The following is a 16,390-nucleotide window of genomic DNA, read 5'->3' on the forward strand; positions in this document are numbered from 1 at the left end:
TCGGTGATGCCGGCGGGGCACGAGCGGGATACGCAAACAAGAAGTTTCATTCTGAAGGAGTGGACCCTTGAGCGTAAAGAACATTGGGATGAAGTCCGAGACAGGGCGCGGCGATGAAGACGCATTCGTCGCGGGAGATCTGGGCCGGCTGATCATCGACAACATCTGGGTTGTGACCTCGATTGCCTTGCTCGTACTGCTGGCGTCGATTTCGCACGCGTTTCTCGCCACTCCGATGTACGACGCCAACGCGGTGCTGCGAGTGGACTTGCCCAACCCGAATGGACTCGGCCTTGCATTGCAGGCGCAGCAGGTAGCGCAGCCGGTTCCGCTCAAGTTGCCAACCGACGTCGAAATCGAAATGGTACAGAGCCGCAATGTACTGTTGCCGGTAATCGACCAGTTCAGACTGAACACGTCCGTGACACCGCGCAGGGTGCCGTTGCTCGCCGATATAACCGGCCTGTTCGCGACGCGTGGAGAGCCGGTGTCGCCCATTCTCGGCCTGCGCTCGTTTGCATGGGGCGGAGAGATCGTCGATCTTGCGTCACTGCGGGTACCGCGCGATCTGGAGAATGAGCCACTCGAAATGCTCGCGCTCGAAGGCGGGCGATACAGGCTGGATGACCAGAACGGCCGTCCGCTCCTGATGGGTTCCGTGGGCGTGCCCGCATCCGGCGATGGTGTGTCGATCACGATCGATCGTCTGGTGGCCCGACCCGGTACCCGCTTCACGCTCGTGCGATACAGTGACGTCGACGCGATTGCACGTATTCATCGTCAGTTGCAGGTGATGGAGTTGGGCAAGGATACGGGTGTCATTCAGATCCTTTACGAAAGCAGCAGTCCCACTGTTGCGATGCGCGTGACCGATGCAATCGCCAAAACCTATATTGCATCGCATATCGCGCAACGCCGCGAAGAAGCGAGCGAGACCCTTGCATTCGTGGACGGCGAACTGCCGAGATTGCGCGAGGAGTTGAAGGAGGCCGAAGTCAGACTGAGTGACTACCAGACGAAAGTCGGAAGCATCAAGCCTGACCCTGAGAGCACGATGTATTTGCAGGGTAGTCTGGATTTCTCGCGGGAAATCGCGACAGTGAGACTGCAACGCACCCGGCTGCTGCAGCAGTTCACACCTGACAGCAACCAGGTGAGAACGTCCGACGAGCAGCTCAAGCAACTCGAGAATGAGAAGGCAGCGTTCGAGTCGCGCTTTGTCAACCTGCCGCTCGCAGTGCGAACCACGGCCGATCTGACACGCGACGTAAAGGCGTCCAATGACATCTATCTTGCGATGCTCAACAAGTCGCACGAACTGGATGTGACGCGAGCAGGGACGCTCGGCAACGTCCATATCGTCGACACGCCGCTTTGGCCGTCGAAGCCCGTCAAGCCAAATCGGCCTCTGATTATCGCTTCGGGCGCCGGTGCGGGTGTGATTCTCGGCGTGTTGTTCGTATTCGTGCGGCAACAGTATTTCAATGGCGTGCGAGAGCCGCTATCTGTCGAGCGCCGTCTGCGCCTGCCCGTATTCGGCGCGATCCGCCTGAGCCACGAGCAGGCGCGACTCGACTATGCCGTCGGCCACATGCCCTCGCTCGAGACGCACACGGATGCGCGAACCCACGCGCACGGTGCGGCACTGGGCACTGTCAGGGGCATCACCGATCCGCCAGGCACATCGCACGGACGCGCGGCGACAGATGTCGGGGCGCACGACCAGCCCGTGTCACGCGACACTCCGGGTCACACCGACTCATCCTGGCCGGCGAGAAAAAGGCATACGACGGCAGTGTGTCTGGCCACGCATCGGCCCGCCGATCTGTCGATGGAACAGTTGCGTGACGTGCGAACCGCGCTGGAGTGCGCCGTGGCCGTTGCGCCCAACAACATTCTCCTCGTGACGGGAGCGACGCCGGGCACGGGCAAGAGTTTCGTCTCGGCGAATCTCGCGGTGCTGGCTAGCGAGACCGGCAAGCGGGTTTTGCTCATCGATGCGGACATGCGCAGGGGCGTCCTGGCTTCCCATTTTGGACTTCCCGCATCGAATGGTCTGGCGGAGGTGCTGGCTGGGCATATCGTCGCGTCGCATGCGATCCAGCCCACCTGTATCGACGGTTTGTCATTGCTCGCGACGGGACTGTACCCGCCCAATCCATCGGCGTTACTGGCGACGCAGCGCATGCGAACCCTGTTTCAGATCGTCAGCGAACAGTTCGACCTCGTGATCGTCGACACGCCACCCGTTCTTGCCGTGACGGACGCCAACATTCTTGCTGCGCATGCAGCTTCTACGTTGCTCGTGCTTCGACCGAACGTGCAGACCCAGTCCGAACTGGAGGAGACCTTGAGACGCCTCGATCGTGCCGGAGCAAGGTTGATCGGTGCTGTCTTCAATGCCATGCCGCAACGGCGAAGTGAAAAGCGCTGGCACGCATACGCCAGTGCCTACGCCGCACCGGCAAGCCACACGCAACGCAGCGCATAGCGCTGGGTCCTGTTCGCGTCCATCTGCACAGTTGAACGAGGAAGGAAAGCGATGATCGATACGCCACATCAATCTGATTCCGCGACGCTTTCTGCGGTTCCGGGAAGCGTGCTGTCCGAGCGGGTCGAAACTGACATTGCGAACGATGTCGATGCGCTGGACGTCGACTTCGTCATCAATGGCAAATTCATGAGTCAGCGCATGACGGGGGTTCAGCGTTGCGCCTACGAATTCGCTTCAGCGCTTCAGGGGCTAGAGACGAACCGCCGACGCTTCTCGGTGATCGTCCAGGCCGACGCAGGCTCGACGGCGGCACCATTCAAAACGCGCTCCGTCTCTTCGTGGTTCAAGGGGCCACTTTGGGAGCAACTCGCATTGCCGTTTGCGGCAGGACGTCGTGTTCTCGTCAGTCTGTGCAATGTCGGACCTGTCATCAAGCGACGCCATATCGTCATGATTTACGACATGGCGGTGTACGACGTGCCTGCGGGCTATTCGCGCAAGTTCCGCTGGTGGTATCGCTTCGTGTTCTTCTCGCTGAAGCTCAATGCCCGACACATCGTGACCGTTTCCGAATTCTCCAAGTCGAGAATCCGCGCCGTGCTTTCCGTGCCGGATTCCAAGGTGTCAGTCGTCAAGCTGGGGGTGGATCATCTCGACCGCATCGAAAGTGACACTGGCGTGATCTCGCGTCTGAACCTGAAGAAAGGCCGTTATGGGCTGGCTGTCGGCAGTCTTGCCGGCGGAAAGAATCACGCGCGCGTGCTGGCCGCGATCGAGCAGCTCGAACTGCCCGACGATTTCAGATTCGTGGTGGCTGGAGGAAAAAACGTCCGCATTTTCGGTGGAGACACCTCTGAAAAAGACGCGGCGAAAAAGGTTGTCTGGGCGGGATACGTAGAGGATAGCGAGTTGAAGGCACTGTATGAGAATGCCACTTTCTTTGTCTTTCCGTCCTTATACGAAGGGTTCGGCCTTCCTCCTCTGGAAGCGATGTATTGCAGTTGTCCCGTCATCGTGTCGCGCGAGGCGTCGCTGCCCGAAGTATGCGGCGACGCCGCCCTGTATTGCGATGCCTATTCGGTCGAAGACATCGCCGAAAAAATGACGATGATGATCAACGACGATGCGTTGCGCGAGCGCTACCGAGCGCGAGGCTACCGCCACGCGAGTCAATACCGTTGGTCGATGTCCGCCAGTCGTCTGCTGGACACGATCGGACGCGCACGCTAGACCGTTCGAATCAGGGGTGCTTTGACGGAGAGGTCGATGTACGCAAGGATGATATCCGTTCTGTTTTATATGTTCTTCACCTGCGTGATCTTCAATCCGCAGGTGTCGGGTGTCACCCTTTATATATACGTTCTTATTCCGTTTCTGGATCCGGGATTCCTGCGGTTCGTCGGCAGTACATTTCGCAAGTGGAGCACACCGCTCGGCATCGCGGTGCTGGTGAGCCTGATGGGTTCACCGTCAGTGGCAGTCCGGGTGCTTTCGATCGCTGCGTGCGTCGGTTATCTGTTGTACACATCGGAGCGCGGGCTGGATTGCCTGCACCAGTGGATGACGATCAACGTATTGTTCGCCCTCGTCCAGTTCGTCCTTTTTTATGTCGACTACGACCTTTCGATCCAGCTCGGACCCAATAATCTGTCAAAAATGCTGTGGGGCGATTATGCAACCGACTCCAACACCAACTTCTACGAGATCTTCTACTTTTCACGCGTGGCGGGTTTCTCGCGCGAAGCGGGGTTTTTCTCGTCCCTGCTGGTGGCATCGTTTGTCGCCGACGTCGTAAGGGGCACGGCGAGCCGGAAGATGATCCTGATGTATTGCATTGGTCTATTCATCAGCTTTTCGAAATCTTCTTTCGTGTTTCTGATCTTCGCCGCGTTGTATCCGATGCGCAAGCGCATCCGGACCGTTCATCCGCTTGTCGTACTGATCGCATTCATCGCCTGTTTGACGTTGGTGGCGGTGTATCTGGCGCGTTTCAACTTCTTCTATTCGGATACGTTCGGGCATCGGTTGGGCGGCTACGCTTTCATGTTCGATGCACGTCTGGAAGACATCGTTGGCGGCATCAATGCACACGACCTCATAGCGAACTACCGTTATCTGCCTTATGTGCATCTCATCGAGCGAGACATCCAGGGCGCTGGCGTGACCTTCGCCGGGCTGCCTGCAAACGTCGCCGAGATGGGACTGTTCAGCGCGTTGATCCTGTTTGGCGTCATTGCGTTCACCGCCAGCGATGGTTTTGTGATCCTGCTGTTCCTGTTGTTGACCGCGACCGTGAGTGTCACGACCGTGACTTCGTTTGTGCCGCTCGCCTATCTGATCTGTTATTGGCCGAGATTCGCCGCGTACAGCGCGAAGCGACGGGCTGCCGAACGTCCGCCGCCTCGATTGTGGCCTTACGGCGCAGCAAGTCGCGGGATCTCGCGACAGAACATGCCTCAAACGGAATAGCGATTCCGCGTGCGTCTTTCATGGTGGCGGCTGTTATCGATTCGCAAGGAGGGTTCATGCTGTTGGGCTGGATTTCGAACTTCCGGAGCGCGTCAAGGCGATCCATCCTGCTTTCACTCGTCGCGATCGTGTTCGCGGGTTTGCCGATTGCGCGAGGCGCCGAGGCGACGCTCGATGTGAAGAATCCACCGGGATCGCTGATTGCGCGCGGGCCGGGAAACATGAAGATCCTGTTCGGAACACCGCCTCAGACGCAAGCGGGTAGTGGCACGCTTGTCGTCGCACTCGTTCCTTACGATCGCGATGGAGTGCTTCTGGGCGACCCGATCGCCTCATACCGGCAGTCGATCAGATTCACGCCGCAGGGTGCCGACCAGTCAGTCAACATCAAGATTCCGCGAGCTGGTCTGTTTGCCGTCGATGCGAAGCTGATTGCATCGGGAGGCGAGACAGTCGCGTCGAAGCGCATCAACATCGCGGCGATTGTCCCGCGCAACACGCCACCGTTTTCCGACTTCGGCGTCGTGACGCATTTCGCGCAGGGTAAAGGTTCACCGGACATCGTGTTGCCCCTCGTCAAGGCAGCAGGCTTTTCATGGATCCGCGACGAGATCTACTGGGACCGGATCGAGCAGAAGCCGGGCGCGTTTGCATTCCCCAGCAGCTACGACGAATACATAAACGCTACGTCGAAGTTCGGGATCTCACCGCTCGTCGTTCTGGCTTATGGCAACGAGAAGGTCTACCCCGAGTACTTCAAGGGCGGGCAGAGTTTTCCTCAAACGGCGGAGGGGCGTCAGCGCTTTGTCCGCTATGTGGATGAAGTGGTTCGCCGTTATGGAGCAAAGGTGAAGTATTGGGAGATATGGAATGAACCGGCGTTTGCGCAGATCGGTTACCCCGATTACGTGGCCCTGTTGAAAGCGGTCTACGGTCAAATCAAGCAACGTAACCCCGACGCGACCGTGATCGCGTGCGGTGGCGGCGGTGCGGGCGGCGGCCCTGGCGGAGACTGCTTCCTGGCAACGGTCAAAGACGGCGCGCTTGAATACCAGGACGCGGTCAGTGTTCACCCTTATATGTCGCCCCACATTCCAGAGACGGGATATCCAACCGCGGGTGGAGCCGTCTCATCGGTCAGCATCCCGACGGTCTGGCCTTATCTGCATCAGTTGCTCGATCAGAATCCAAAAGCCGGCGGACGGCGAGTCCAGCTGTGGATCACAGAACTGGGATGGCCTTCCAGGCCGGCGTCGGACGGGCTCAATGACGCCTCCCAGGCGGCGAATCTGGTCAGAAGCTATCTGCTTTCGAGGCGCTACGGCGGCGTCAATGCGATGTTCTGGTATGACTTTGTCGACGATGGCCGCGATGAATCGAACCGCGAAGACAACTTCGGCATGTTGAAAAACGATCTGTCGCCGAAGCCTGCCTATGTTGCTGCTGCAACCCTCTCTGCGACGCTGGGTAGCCGCAGCTGGAATAGCGCATTGGTCGATGACGCCGATGTGAAGATCTATCAGTACGGGAAATCAAGTCCCGTAATCGTCGGGTGGACTACGCAGTCGGTTGGGCGCGTGGTGTCAGTGCATGTGCCCGCCGGCGATTACGTGCAACGTGACTGGCAAGGTGTCGAGTCGCCCGTCACGGTTGCGGCCTCGGACTTCAAGTGGACGCTCGGGCCGTTGCCGGCTTACCTGTTGCCCAAGGCCGTTGCGCGTTGAGCGCAGAGGCGACCTGGAGCTTCGATGACCTCGGTCAAGAAGAACTTTGCTTTTCTGATGTCCGTGCAGGTTTCGACATATGTGGTGCCGCTGGTACTCGTTCCGTGGCAGACGCGCGTTTTGACGCCGGAGGGATACGGCCGCTTCAGCGTGGTGATGGCGATCACAATGTACTTCATCGCTTTCGCCCAGTACGGTTTCAGGCTAAGTGTGACGCCACAGGTTTCGATCCACCGTGGCGATCGCGCCAGGCGCTCGCAAATATTCTGGACGACGCTTTGCACTCAGCTTGTGATTGCGGCGATCGGCTTTGTCGTACTTCTGGCTCTAAGCCACATCGTGACGCGTGTTTCGGAAGATCGAACGCTACTGATGATCGGATACGGTGCCGTGCTTGGTGCAAGTTTGAATCCGGACTGGTACATGCAGGGTACCGAGAACCTTGTCGTGTCGAGTATCACGGCCTTTACGGGGCGGGTGCTGAGTCTGCCCGCAATGCTTCTGTTGGTGCATTCAAAGGAGGATATTGGATGGGCGATCGGGATCAATAGCGCTGTTCCTTTGTTGACCAGCATTGTGGTCCTCGGCTGCCTCTTTTGGCGGCGCGAAGTGGCATTTGTCCGAACCTCGGTCTCTGAGATCGTAGCCGCATTGCGTGCTGGTTGGCAGTTGTTTGTCGCTACTTTTTCCGTCAGCTTCTATGCATACACGAATACGGTGGTGTTGGGTCTTGTGGCCGGCAATGTCGAGGCCGGCTACTTTGCAGCAGCCGACAAGCTGATCAAGGCGGCGCTAAGCGCGATGTCGCCTCTGGCCAGTGTGGCTTATCCGCGGATCAGCCGGCTGGTGCATCAGGCGAGAGAGGACGCAATGATCTTTCTGCGCAAATTGCTGGTGGCGCAAGGCGCAATCATGCTGTTCATTTCGACGATCATTTTTGTGAGTGCACCCTATGTCGTGAATATCCTCTACGGGGTTCATTTTCTGCCGATGGTCGACGTGCTTCGCTGGATTGCGTTTCTTCCTTTTCTTGCGGGACTGAACAATGTCTTTGGCGTGCAGACCATGCTCTCTCTTGGTATGAAGAGTCGATTCAGTGTAATCGTGCTGTCGTCCGGATTGTTGAACATCACGTTGATTGGTGGACTGGCAAGCCCGTTTGGCGCATCCGGGGCGGCCGCTGCCGCATTGCTGACGGAAGCGGCAATCGCCGCGGCAATGATCTTTGCGCTGTAGGGAAGGCGTCGTGCAGTTGATTTGCAAGCCGCTGACGCGTGCGGTCAAGAGCGACGGCGTTGGTGATTGGGCATGTGAGCGCGGCGCTGCGGGTCACGTTCCGTATCGTCGTTGCGAGTCGATGGATGAAGCAGCCTTTAAATCAGGTGGATCGAAATGACGATTTCCGAAACTTCAGTCAACATCGACGCAACGTCGCGTATGCATGGCGCGTCTCCCCGCGTCACTGTCATTCTCGTCAACTACAAGAATGCGGAGATGACGCTCAGATGCGTGGATTCGCTGTTCGATATGGTCTACGACAACTTTCTGGTCATTGTTGTCGATAACGCATCGAGCGCCGAATCCTATGATCGTCTCAAGGACGCAACGCAGCCCGTCACGATAGTCAGGTCGACGGAAAATCTGGGCTTCGCCCGGGCTTGCAATCTTGCTATCGCCGGGCTTGAAAGCGATCCTCCGGCCTACGTCTGGCTACTCAACAACGATGCAATCGTGCATCAGGATGCGTTGCTGAGGCTGGTTGCCCTCGCTGAGGGAGAAAAGAAGGTCGGGGCAGTCGGCTCGAAAATCGTTCACATGCATTCGAACTCGATCATAAGCGCGGGAGGTGGCGTGATCAATTCGATCACCGGCACCACCAAAAATCTGACCATCGAGCAGGCCCGCAAGCGATTGGATTACATTTGTGGCGCTAGTTTTCTGATTCGCTGGGACGCACTGAAAAGCGTTGGCCCGTTTCGCGAAGACTATTTTCTGTATTGGGAAGATGCCGATTATTGTGCGCGGTTGCGTCGCGACAAGTGGGCGCTGGCATTTGCTGAAGACTCGATTATCTATCATGCGGAGTCTACGACCGTGGGAAAGGGAAGTGTTTTGTTCGACTATCTCTTCTCCCGTGCATCGGTGATATTCGTTCGCGAGCACTTCAGACACTATTGGCTGGTCCCATTGACGATTTCGCTTGGCGGAAGAGTAGTCAAGCGCATAGGCAGAAATAACTTTGCAGGTGTTTTTGCGACTTGCAAGGGCTTCGTGCATGGCCTTCAAGGCAAGCTGCAACGACCTGGCGAGGCTGGACGTGCACGATGAGATACGAGATGGAACCGGCTTTCGCGTGTGGCAGATGCTGCGCGGCGTGAGTTACTCGGTACTCGCCAACGTCGCGGGGCTGCTGGGCCCTCTGGTTACGATGCCGTATGTGCTTCGCGTTCTGGGTCCCGGCGCATACGGTCTCGCGGTATATGCATCGATCATATCGACCTGGATCACGAGCGTGCTGGTGCTAGGCCTGTCGGGCTACTGCGCCCGGCAGTATTCGCGTAGCGTGATATCCGGTGCCGGATGCGGCGATCGCGAGCTTTCCAGTCTGGTTTCGCTGCAAATCGTCATGGCCATCGCGGCGACGGTGCTTCATGCGGTCGTCATTTCATTGGTCATAGAGCGTGGGTCGGGCACGATCTTCTGGATCTACCTTGCTGTGACGGCTTTTTCATGTCTGAATGTCGACTGGTTTTTTTACGTCACTGACCGGATGGATGTTTTCTTCTGGAGGACGTTGGTACTGCGTCTCGCCGCGCTCGCGGCCCTTTTCGTCTTCGTCAAGACCAAAGAGGACGTAACGGTCTACGCAGGCATTTCGGCAGTCTTCGTGGTGCTGCCGAATCTTGTTTCGTTCATTTTTGTTTTCAGGCGACATCCTCTTTCGTTCGATCGTCACGCTTACAAAAGAATTGGCGGCGCCCGCTACTTTTTGACGAATGCCACCATCGGGTCGGTGTATCAGTTCGCGGATCAATTCTTGATGGGTATGCTTTCGACCAAGGAAAATCTGTCGTACCTGAACGTCTGCAAGCAGATCATGGGAATCGCAAATATGGTCGTAGCTTCCGCCAGCCGTGCCTTGATGCCGCGAGCCGTCGATGCTTTCGCTCATGGAAAGGGCAGTGTCTGGATCAGGAAAATGACGCCCGCATGTGGTGCGGCTGTCGTGGCAGCGACACTGGGTATGTGGCTGCTCGGCGCGCCACTCGTACGGCTGTTGGCAGGTCCGAAGTTCGAACCCGCAAGCGAACATATGGCTCTGCTCGCGGCGATTTTCGCGGTGACCGCCGTCGCTGTCTATATCGATACCCAGATCAGCATACCGCTGAATTGCGAACGGTTCACTACGGTGTCGAACTCGTTCGTTGCGATAGTAAGCATCGTTATGCTTCTCGCACTGTTTCAAAGATTGGGGTTCGTCTCGGCGTTGGTTGGTCTGTTAGTCGGCGAAACGATCGGCGTTAGCGTGATGCTGTATCTTCACAAAGGCCGGTCTGGACTTTCTATGGTGAAGCAATGAACAGATTTGCTACGGTATTCCACGACTTCGAAGATGTCCATTTCTATAAGGACGTCGGCTGCGTTCCAGCGCTTTATTCAAGACTGAAATTCGGGCGGACATCGATTATTGTGTATCGTCGCCGGAAAGTCCCTCTTACCGTGCCGGCAGAACTCGCTGACGACTTGATGCTTGTCGGGTTAGAAGCAGGTTCCACGGCGGAGTTTTATGCCAAGGCGCTAAAGTACTTGTGGACTAACAAGGAGGTAAAGATCGTCAATCTTTATCATCTGAAGCTTGCGCATTTGCTCTTCTTCGAGATCCTGAAGCTGATTCGTCCGGATGTGACGCGTTATCTCAAGCTGGACATGGATCAGCGCGTCATCGAGAACGTCACCGCGCGACCTCATGGGCTCCGGGCATTCAAGCTGAAAACATGGCTGTTCATAGCGAAGCGACTCGATGTTATTTCGGCCGAGACCTCGAATGTCTTCGAGCATCTGCGATCTTACGAACCAGCGCTGCAACGAAACGTGTTTTTCCTGCCAAATGGGATCTGGGCGGAAAACACAGCGTCGGTATCGAGAGTCGAAGCGCGCGAGAAGATCATTCTCTGCGTCGGTCGTATTGGCGCAGAGCAGAAGAACAACGAGCTCGCGCTCAACGCCTTTTGCGAACTGGAGCGGCTTGACGGATGGCGACTCGTGTTCGCGGGGCCGGTAGAGCCTGATTTCCAGAAGCTGATTGATGAATTATTCAGGAAGCGGCCCGAACTGGCTTCGGCAATCGAACTTACCGGCCCACTCGATAAGGCTCATGTCTACGATCTCTATGCAAAGGCAAGTGTCTTTTGCCTGACTTCGAGATGGGAAGGTTTTCCGTTGGTGCTGCCCGAGGCGGCTTACTTCGGCAACTACATCTTGACGACCGATATCGGTGGCGCGCGCGAAGTCACGGAGAATGGACGACTTGGAACAATCGTCAGGGACGCAAGCGTGCGCGGATTTCGCAACGCTTTTCAGGCGATCATCGATGGGGACATCGACATCGAAGGGATGAGCGCGAGGCAACAGGCGTTTTGCGCGAGCCGGATGACGTGGGAGTATCTCATTCCAATCCTGCAGCGTCGTATTCAGCTACATGTCAATGGCGAATGTGGTTCATTTGACCAGCACGCGGCTGGCAGTTGATGTGAACGCGGCACGCGTCTCAGCGCGCAGGTAATTCCGACAAGCTATCGAACATTCACGACACGGCGCGTTTCATCTAAAACGGCGGATCTAAGATTCGAACTCAATGAAACTGAGGAGAGAACTCATGGCCAGAAAAGGAATTATCCTCGCTGGCGGGTCGGGCACGCGCCTGTATCCGGTGACGCATTCGGTTTCGAAACAGCTTTTGCCCGTCTACGACAAGCCAATGATCTACTATCCGCTCAGCACGCTGATGATGGCAGGCATTCGCGACGTGCTCATCATCTCGACTCCGCAGGATGTGCCGCGTTTCCAGGCGCTTCTCGGTGACGGAGAACGGTGGGGCATGAACGTACAGTATGCGGTTCAGCCTTCGCCGGGAGGGATCGCGCAGGCGTTTATCATCGGCCGCGCATTCGTTGGCAACGACGCCTCCGCGCTGGTTCTAGGCGACAACATTTTCTATGGAAATGATCTGGTGAAGCAGCTGGATCATGCTAGTCAACGCACCGACGGTGCGACCGTGTTTGCCTATCATGTGAATGATCCAGAACGTTACGGCGTTGTCGAGTTCGACCCGGAGTTCAAGGCGGTTTCGATTGAAGAGAAGCCGATGAGGCCGCGTTCGAGCTATGCGGTGACGGGGCTTTACTTCTATGACAGGCAGGTTTGCGACATTGCTGCCGACATCAATCCGTCCGCGCGCGGTGAACTGGAAATCACTGATGTCAACGTACATTACTTGCGGCAGCAGCAATTGCACGTCGAAATCATGGGGCGGGGCTATGCATGGCTTGACACGGGCACGCACGATTCGCTAATCGACGCGGCGACGTTTATCGCGACCCTGCAAAAGCGACAGGGGATGATGGTCGCATGCCCAGAGGAAATCGCTTTTCGCATGCAGTGGATCGACGGTGACGCGTTGCAGGCGCTTGCGAGGCCGTTGTCCAAAACGGCCTACGGCAAGTACCTGTCGGACATCGCGCAGGATCGTGTCGTGGGGCCGTCCATGGAGTCGGGCATCGAACCGGTGGTTGCGGATTACCAGGGCGGACGCATCCGGCGCGTTTCCTGAACGTGAAGCGAATACCCTGCGAGGCCGTTGTCAACGGGTGTTGCATACGGACTAACGCTTGATGAGGCGACCATGATTCTGGTAACGGGTGGAGCGGGCTTTATTGGCGCGAACTTTGTCATCGACTGGTTGAACGCGGTGGATGAAACGGTCGTCAACGTCGACAAGCTCACGTATGCAGGTAATCTGGGCACGCTAAGGTCATTGCGTGGCGATCCCAGTCATATCTTCGTGCGCGAAGACATTTGCGACCGCGATGCAATGGATCTGCTTTTCGAAAAGTATCAACCGCGCGCGGTCGTTCACTTCGCAGCCGAGAGTCATGTAGACCGTTCGATTCGCGGTCCGGCCGATTTCGTGCGGACCAATGTGGTCGGCACGTTCATGCTGCTCGAAGCGGTGCGCCATTACTGGCAAGACCTGCCAGCTTCGGAGCGATCGGCCTTCCGGTTTCTGCATGTTTCGACGGATGAAGTGTTCGGCTCACTGTCGCCGTTTGCGCCGCCATTTACCGAGACCAATCCGTACGCGCCGAATAGTCCTTACTCTGCGTCGAAGGCAAGTTCAGATCATCTGGTGCGCGCGTGGCACCACACATACGGCCTGCCGACGCTCACGACGCATTGCTCGAACAACTACGGTCCGTATCAGTTCCCTGAAAAGCTGATTCCGCTGATGCTAACGAGTGCGCTGGCCGGCAGGCCACTTCCCATTTACGGAGATGGGAAGAATGTAAGGGACTGGGTCTATGTCGGGGATCACTGTTCTGCGATTCGTGCCGTACTCGCGAAAGGCAAGCTGGGAGAAAGCTACAATATCGGCGGTTTCAACGAGGTTGCGAATATCGATGTGGTGCGTGCGCTATGCCGACTACTCGATGCGCTCCGGCCAAAAACATCAGGCTCATACTTCGAGCAGATTGCGTCTGTTCCCGATCGTCCCGGGCACGACCGCCGATACGCAATCGACGCGCACAAGCTGAAGCACGAACTGGGCTGGAAGCCGGAAGAAACGTTCGAGACGGGGCTTGAAAAGACGGTTCACTGGTATCTCGATCATCCGGACTGGGTCAGTGACGTGAGTTCGGGAGAGTACCTGAGCCTGGTAGATGCAGACGAACGGATAAGCGCATAGACGGGTTAGTTCGTGGTCTTCAACGGCGCATTCCACTGAGCCTTATTTTCGTCAGGAAATGAGACCAGTCAGGAAGTCGCCGACGCACGCTGTCGAGACGGTCCGCGCCAAAAGTACGTCGCAGTAGATATTTGCCGACAGCCTTCCCGCGTCCGAATACAAGTAGCCCTGTGAGTTCCAGCAAACCCAGGCGTACCTGAGGATAATCCGCCAATACGGCGAGTACCCTGATTCGCTGAATTGGCGACGAAGCGTGGTGCTTTAACGCAAACATCTGCGCGGCGGGGCGCACAACCGACTCGGGCTTGTGGGAAATCCGTAAGCTGTCGTGTGTCGTGTCGATCACATACGTGCGTTTGCGCATGCCAATGAACTGACCGTGCCGTTGCGCGATCCTTAGCCAAAGATCCCAGTCCTGCCAGATCTGCATCGAGTCGTCGAAGAGACCCGCGTCGATAAATCTTTCCCGAGTCGTGAAGACCTGTGTTCCGGTCGCGCACGCGGTTGCCAGATCGCGTGGCTGCACGCATCCACGGTCGAAGAGTGTCTGTTCCGTCGAGGGGCCGATCCAGCGCGACGAGTCGAAAAGGCCCGCGATGCGCTCCGTTTGTCCATGCACGGAAAGGTGATGCCAGTAACGCACAAAACACTCGATCCGTTCAGGGAGAAAATAATCGTCATCGTCGAGACCCGTGAGAAACGGGCCAGTCGAGCGCGAGATTGCTGCATTTCTCGCTGCGCATGCGCCTATGCTCGCCGGCAAAAAGACGGCCACGCATTTTCCCGACGCGGCGAGTTCGCGCAAAAAGTCACGCGTGCCGTCTGTCGATCCGTCATCCGCGACGACGAGTTCCACGTTCGGATAAGTTTGGTTCAAGACCGATGTGATTGCCCTTTTTAGAAGCGGCAAACGGTTTTTCGTCGGGAGATAAACGCTCACCAGAGGCTGGGTGGTCGGTTCATGGCTCATATCTTCGATCCTTGCGAGCTTTACGTCACCATTAAAAAACATGACGGTTCGACACTAATCCACGAGCAGGACATGGGATCCGACAAGCTGTCGACGTTTCGCGTCATCGAAACCAGTTTGCAACGCTGCTTTGTGGGATAGTTCAACCGTTAACTGTTCGCGTTGCCGAGATACCGAACAGGCGTTCCTCTCCCACGACCGCCCACAACCGGTCACTCGTTGACGGAGCCCGGACGCCTGATCGTGCGCTTCGCCCGATAGAATAGAGGCCAGACAAAGCGCGACGACTAGCCGATGCTGCACTGCGCGCTTGCGACTCCCCGCCATTCTCCGATTCAATCTACATGTGAAGACTGCTACCCTCGAAGACTTGCGTGCCGGGCAACTCGCCGGTGCGCGACAGATCAAGCTCGCCTGCGGGTTGACCGACATGCCACGCGAGATCTTCGACCTCGCCGACACCCTGGAGGTGCTCGACCTGTCGGGCAATGCGCTCACATCGCTGCCGGATGATTTGCCGAAGCTGCGCCACCTGCGCGTCCTGTTCGCCTCGAATAACCTGTTCACCGAGTTGCCAGCCGTGCTCGGCGATTGCGAATCGCTGAGCATGGTCGGCTTCAAGGCGAATCGCATCCGGCACGTTTCGGGGCGCGCGCTGCCACCCCAATTGCGCTGGCTTATCCTCACCGATAACGATATCGAAACACTGCCCGCGGAAATCGGCGAGCGTCCGAATTTGCAGAAGCTGATGCTTGCCGGCAACCGGCTGCGGTCGCTCCCCGAGACGATGGCCGCTTGCAGCCGCCTCGAACTGCTGCGCATTTCCGCGAACCGGCTCGATGCCTTGCCCGACTGGCTGTTACGTCTGCCGCGGCTCACGTGGCTCGCCTACGCAGGCAATCCGCTGAACGCCGCGCGCGAACAGGTGGCGCTGGCCGATGCGCCAGTGCCGGACATCGACTGGCATACGCTCGCGCTCGGACAGACGCTCGGGGAGGGTGCATCCGGCGTGACTCATCGCGCGACGCGTCTGCTGAGCGACGGGCATCCCGTCGAGGCGGTCGCCGTCAAGCTGTTCAAGGGCGCGATAACGAGCGATGGTTTGCCGGAACTCGAAATGGCCGCCTGTCTGCAAGCCGGTCAGCACCCGAATCTCATCCCGGTGCTCGGCAAGATCGCGGGTCATCCGCTCGACGAACACGGCCTCGTGATGAAGTTGATCCATCCGGCGTTCAGCAATCTCGCCGGGCCTCCGAGCCTCGCCTCCTGTACACGGGACGTCTATGCAGACGACGTGAGGTTCGACAAGGCGGTTGCGTTGCATATCGCGAGCGGGATCGCATCGGCGGCACAGCATCTGCATCGGCGCGGGATCATGCATGGCGATCTCTACGCGCACAACATCCTGCATGACGGCGCGGGGCACGTGTTGCTCGGCGACTTCGGCGCGGCATCGTGCCACGATATCGATGATCGCGCGCTGGCGCCGTCGCTCGAGCGGATCGAGGTGCGCGCGTTCGGCTGCCTGCTCGAAGAACTCGCGCAACGATTGGCCGGAGAGGCCGATGACCTCGCCGCCGGGTTCGCTGGGCTGATCGAAGACTGTTTCCACGAGCGCGTCGAAATGCGGCCTTCCTTCGATGAGATTGTCGAGCGGCTGTCTGCGCTGAGCGTTTGAGCGGAGCAGACGGCACTGCGATCGTTGGATAACGGGGCCATCCGCCCGTGGAGGCATTCAGCGGGCGAGTCCGTCGCGATCTATAGTAATC

The 16,390-nt window shown here is 57.6% G+C and carries 12 protein-coding genes; 11 read left to right on the forward strand and 1 reads right to left on the reverse strand.

From position 1 onward, the window contains the following. Positions 1 to 67: 67 nt before the first annotated feature. The 10 genes from PPGU16_RS30060 (at position 68) to rfbB (ending at position 13,651) form a co-directional block, all read left to right on the forward strand. Complete coding sequence (locus PPGU16_RS30060; RefSeq protein WP_243460723.1) at positions 68 to 2,491, forward strand: polysaccharide biosynthesis tyrosine autokinase; 2,424 nt, start codon at positions 68 to 70, stop codon at positions 2,489 to 2,491. A gap of 51 nt (positions 2,492 to 2,542) precedes the next feature. Next, the gene (locus PPGU16_RS30065) at positions 2,543 to 3,724 is read left to right on the forward strand and encodes a glycosyltransferase family 4 protein (RefSeq protein ID WP_180726385.1); all 1,182 of its coding nucleotides are present in this window, start codon (positions 2,543 to 2,545) and stop codon (positions 3,722 to 3,724) included. Between the two features lie 36 nt (positions 3,725 to 3,760). Then, on the forward strand, positions 3,761 to 4,963 hold the full coding sequence (locus PPGU16_RS30070) for a hypothetical protein (protein ID WP_243460724.1): 1,203 nt from the start codon (positions 3,761 to 3,763) through the stop codon (positions 4,961 to 4,963). A 56-nt stretch (positions 4,964 to 5,019) separates the two neighbouring features. Continuing rightward, a complete protein-coding gene (locus PPGU16_RS30075; protein WP_180726386.1) occupies positions 5,020 to 6,687 on the forward strand; it encodes a glycoside hydrolase 5 family protein in 1,668 nt (555 codons plus the stop codon). 24 nt (positions 6,688 to 6,711) lie between these two features. Then, entirely contained in the window at positions 6,712 to 7,923 is a 1,212-nt protein-coding gene (locus PPGU16_RS30080) for a flippase (protein WP_180726387.1), read from the forward strand. Positions 7,924 to 8,079: 156 nt separating this feature from the next. Then, entirely contained in the window at positions 8,080 to 9,015 is a 936-nt protein-coding gene (locus PPGU16_RS30085; protein ID WP_180726388.1) for a glycosyltransferase family 2 protein, read from the forward strand. Next, positions 8,963 to 10,267: an oligosaccharide flippase family protein gene (locus PPGU16_RS30090; protein ID WP_180726389.1), complete on the forward strand. Its 1,305-nt coding sequence runs from the start codon at positions 8,963 to 8,965 to the stop codon at positions 10,265 to 10,267. Before PPGU16_RS30085 ends, PPGU16_RS30090 begins: the two co-directional genes overlap by 53 nt. Further along, complete coding sequence (locus PPGU16_RS30095) at positions 10,264 to 11,436, forward strand: glycosyltransferase family 4 protein (protein ID WP_180726390.1); 1,173 nt, start codon at positions 10,264 to 10,266, stop codon at positions 11,434 to 11,436. The genes PPGU16_RS30090 and PPGU16_RS30095 overlap by 4 nt, the downstream gene beginning before the upstream one ends. A gap of 127 nt (positions 11,437 to 11,563) precedes the next feature. Then, positions 11,564 to 12,517 carry a glucose-1-phosphate thymidylyltransferase RfbA gene (rfbA, locus tag PPGU16_RS30100; protein ID WP_180726391.1) on the forward strand — a complete coding sequence of 318 codons (954 nt, stop codon included), beginning with the start codon at positions 11,564 to 11,566 and terminating at the stop codon, positions 12,515 to 12,517. 72 nt (positions 12,518 to 12,589) lie between these two features. Continuing rightward, on the forward strand, positions 12,590 to 13,651 hold the full coding sequence (rfbB, locus tag PPGU16_RS30105; protein ID WP_180726392.1) for a dTDP-glucose 4,6-dehydratase: 1,062 nt from the start codon (positions 12,590 to 12,592) through the stop codon (positions 13,649 to 13,651). 19 nt (positions 13,652 to 13,670) lie between these two features. Here rfbB and PPGU16_RS30110 read toward each other — a convergent pair whose 3' ends face one another. Then, positions 13,671 to 14,621 carry a glycosyltransferase gene (locus PPGU16_RS30110; protein WP_180726393.1) on the reverse strand — a complete coding sequence of 317 codons (951 nt, stop codon included), beginning with the start codon at positions 14,619 to 14,621 and terminating at the stop codon, positions 13,671 to 13,673. Between the two features lie 346 nt (positions 14,622 to 14,967). On the opposite strand from PPGU16_RS30110, the gene PPGU16_RS30115 reads away from it, so the two are divergent. Next, the gene (locus PPGU16_RS30115) at positions 14,968 to 16,299 is read left to right on the forward strand and encodes a leucine-rich repeat-containing protein kinase family protein (RefSeq protein WP_274599996.1); all 1,332 of its coding nucleotides are present in this window, start codon (positions 14,968 to 14,970) and stop codon (positions 16,297 to 16,299) included. The last annotated feature ends 91 nt before the right edge of the window (positions 16,300 to 16,390 follow it).

It is taken from the genome of Paraburkholderia largidicola (assembly GCF_013426895.1).
GTDB classification, from domain to species: domain Bacteria; phylum Pseudomonadota; class Gammaproteobacteria; order Burkholderiales; family Burkholderiaceae; genus Paraburkholderia; species Paraburkholderia largidicola.